The sequence below is a fragment of the Rhizobacter sp. P2_H3 genome, assembly GCF_056403355.1.
Genome location: NZ_JBFUFQ010000377.1, coordinates 1 through 3,441, shown reverse-complemented (window position 1 = coordinate 3,441; position 3,441 = coordinate 1). Strand labels below are relative to the sequence as shown.

At 73.9% G+C, this 3,441-nt stretch carries 3 protein-coding genes; 1 reads left to right on the top strand and 2 read right to left on the bottom strand.

Features of this window, described 5'->3' with window-relative positions:
- Positions 1-538: 538 nt before the first annotated feature.
- Both AC1D1T_RS31155 and AC1D1T_RS31150 read right to left on the bottom strand, forming a co-directional pair.
- A complete protein-coding gene (locus AC1D1T_RS31155; protein WP_477993238.1) occupies positions 539-1,984 on the bottom strand; it encodes a GNAT family N-acetyltransferase in 1,446 nt (481 codons plus the stop codon).
- On the bottom strand, positions 1,981-2,841 hold the full coding sequence (locus AC1D1T_RS31150; RefSeq protein WP_477993236.1) for a hypothetical protein: 861 nt from the start codon (positions 2,839-2,841) through the stop codon (positions 1,981-1,983). The genes AC1D1T_RS31155 and AC1D1T_RS31150 overlap by 4 nt, the downstream gene beginning before the upstream one ends.
- A 300-nt stretch (positions 2,842-3,141) precedes the next feature.
- Here AC1D1T_RS31150 and AC1D1T_RS31145 point away from each other — a divergent pair.
- Positions 3,142-3,441, top strand: a 300-nt coding sequence (locus tag AC1D1T_RS31145; RefSeq protein WP_477993234.1) for a hypothetical protein, incomplete at its 3' end; no start/stop codon positions are given.

Genomic DNA, 3,441 nt, shown 5'->3' with positions numbered 1-3,441 from the left:
GCCACGAGTCGTGGCAGCCCGGCGGCAGCGCCGGCCTGCTGCGCCAGGTGGCGCCGCTGGCCGCCTGGTCGTGCGCCGGCGCGGCGATCCACTGGGCCTTCAGCCAGGGCACCGTCTACCTGGTGGCCGGCACGCTGGACGTGGCCGCGGTGGCCGCGATGGCCGCGACGCGGCTGCTGCTGATGCCGGTGAACCTGCTGTCCACCGGCATCGGCTCGCTGATGCTGCCGCTCGCCTCGGGCTGGCTGCATCGCCAAGGCGAGGCGCTGGTGCTGCGCCGGCTGGCGCTGTTCGCGCTCGGGCTGGGCGCGGTCACCATCGGCTACGTGGCGCTGCTGTGGGGGCTGCGCGACTGGATCTTCCAGGCGGTGTTCCGCAAGGATTTCGCGCAGCGCGATGCGCTGCTGCTGCTGTGGGGCGGCGTCTTCCTGGTGCTGGTGGTGCGCGACCAGCTGGCCTACCTGCTCGCGGCGCAGGGGCGCTTCCGCGAACTGAGCACGCTGACGCTGCTGAGCGCCGCGGCGTCGCTGGCGGCGAGCTACCTGGGCATGCTGCGGTTCGGCGTCGCCGGTGCGGTGCTCGGCATGCTGGCGGGCGAACTGATCAGCCTGGCCGGGGTCGTCGCCTTGTCGTGGCGCGGCCGGGCGGCCCGGCTCGCGATGGCCGCCTGACGCGGCGGCGCCAGCGGCAGCGCGGCGAGCAGCCCGGCGGCGTCGAGGAACTCGCCGCGGCCGCCGCGCACGGCGGCCACCAGCGCGTCGGTGCGCGCCTGCTCGTCGACCGCCAGGCGCAGCAGGGGGCGTCCCTCGGGTGCGACCGCCTCGCCGGACGCCGCCGCGCGGCGCACCGGGTTGAACGGCCCGGGCGCTTCGCGGCGCGCCGGCGCGAACAGCCGGCGCTTGCAGTCGCCGGCGATGCGGCGCCAGTAGAGCAGGCCGCCGGTGCGGTAGATCTGCGCGATCCGCGTGCTCGTGGCCTCGGCCAGCCAGCGCGACTTGTAGTAGCCGAAGCCCGACAGCAGGTTGAAGAACGCGAAGCCGCCGTCGATCGCCTCGCGCATGCCCAGCAGCAGCATCGCGGAACCGGGCGCGAGCCGGCCGGCCCGGTCGTCGTGGACGATGTGCAGCGCGTACAGGCCGTCAAGGAAGGCGCCGTTGATCAGCCCCGCGATCGGCACGCCGTCGACCAGCAGCACCTGGATCGACACCCGCATCGGCTGCGCCTCGTCGAGCAGGCTGCGGAAGTAGGCGAGGCGGGCCGGGTGGCGCCCGATGTCGGCTTGCGCACGGGCCTCGCGGGCCTTCCAGCTGCGCGGCTCGATGCTCAGGTACAGCGCCAGCAGCGCCGGCGTGGTGCCCGGGTCGGACGACCTCAGCAATGTGACCTCGCCGGCGGCAAAGGTGGCCTCCAGCTGCCGCGCCAGGTTCGAGCGGGACTTCTTCGACAGCGCCTGCCAGTACGCCGGGAGGCCGGCCCAGCGGACCGGGATCGTGCAGTTCGCAAGCGCCGGCCACTCGCGCACCAGGTAGCCGCCGAGGTCGACCGAGGCCGGCGGAGGGAACAGCGGCGAGCCCGCGTCCTGCTGCTGGAACTCCAGGTAGCTCCAGTCGGCGCGCCGTGCCAGCAGGTGCGCGTAGAACGCCTCGCAGACCGGGCCCACGTCCTCGGCCCGCGCGACGGCGTGCGGGCGGTCGGTGTCGTGCGTGACGAGGAAATCGACGGTGGCCACCGGCACGCCCAGCACGCGCCGCAGCACCCGCTTGAGCGCGACGTAGCCGACCAGCTCGTTGCGCCGGAACGCGGCCAGGAACCACAGCTGCATGCCGGTGCCGGCGGGGTGGCGTTCGTCGTGGCGCAGCCAGGTCTCGAAGAACGCGAAGGTCGAGAACGGGTCCGGGCGGGCGGACTGGCGGTTCAGCGCATCGATGTCGTGGCGCAGCGCCGCGGCCTGCGCGAGCGACCCGAAGCAGCGCACCTCGATCACAGCGGCGCCACCCCGTCCGGCGCGTCGGGGTCCACGCGCAGCGCGGCGGCCTCGTGCCGCTTGAGGCGGATGCGGTCGAGCCCGGCACGGCGGGCCAGCTGGTGGGCCAGCACCTTCAGGCCGGCGATCGGGCCGGCGTCGCGGGTGGAGAGGCCGGTCCAGCCGAAGCGCAGGCGCATGAAGCGGTTGGCGGCCTGGACGCGCGCGCGCCGCCGGGTCTGCGGCGTGAAATGCTCGGTGGACAGCGAGACGTTGATCCCCTCGAGGTTGGAGATCCGGTGCGGCGCGTTCTGGGCCCAGGAGATCCACTGGCCGGGCTCGAGTTCGCAGCGCGTCGCCGCGACATCGAACGCCGGGTCGAACGGCAGGTATTCGTGGCGCGCACCGGCGAAGATGTCCTCCATCGCCTCGCGCGGCACGAAGTGCGGATCGAGCGGCGGGTACACCCACACGCGCTTGCGGCCGCGGACGTGCCACAGCACCGAGGCCGGGCCGTCGACGTGGTAGTACACCATCGCGCGGGGCGACGAGATCAGCAGGTTGCCGTGGCTCGCGTCGGGGCGGAAGCCCGGGATCCCGTCGGCGAGCTCCTCATAGAGCCGGTCGATCAGCGTGCGGAAGCGGGCATCGGCCCGGTCGACGCGCGTCAGGTTGAGCCACAGGCAGCCCTGTTGCACCGCGCGCAGCAGGTCGGCGCCATCGAGTTCCTCGTGGCGGACCGGCCGGTTCTGGTCGGGGCGGGCCGGGTCGCTGCCCATCGTCAGTGCATGCAGCTGCTGGCGCGGAAAGCGGTCGAGCAACTCGCACAGTGCCTCGTCGGAGAACAGGCCGGAGTCGGCGAGCGCATGGGTCGACACGGTCGGGCGCGTGCCGAACTCGCTGCGGGTTCCGCTGGACAGGCTGACCAGCGGGGGGAGCGACGGGACGAGAGTGGCGGCGGCGATGGGAGACTCCTGCAGCGTGGGCGGCCCGGCACGGCGCACCCGGCCTGTGGGGCATGCTGGCCGGTGGCGGAGGCGCCGTCCGTGCGCTAGCGAACCGGCGGCGGGCATTTTCGAGGCTTTCTGCCTGCGCCCGCTCGGCGCGGGCCGGTGTGCAGGCGACAATCTGCCGCTGTCGCCGCTGCGCACACTGTCGACCTGACTCTTCCGGAATCCATGCTGCCGTCGCGTTCGCTGATCTGCCTGCTGGTCGTGCTGACGAGCCTGCTGCCCGTGCAGGCGCAGGCGGCCGTGCCCGACACGCCGGCGCGCGCGATGCTTGAGCGCAGCCGCGCCGCGATGCGCAGCGACCCCGAGCAGGGCCGCAAGCTGGCCGAGCAGGCGCTGGCCGAGCTGGACCAGGCCGGCGCCGCGGCCGACCCRGATTCGCTGGTGCTGGCCCACTGGCTGCTGTGCGACTACCACTCCGAGCGCGACCGCGCCGCCGCCGAAGCGCACCTCGGCCAGGCGCGCGCG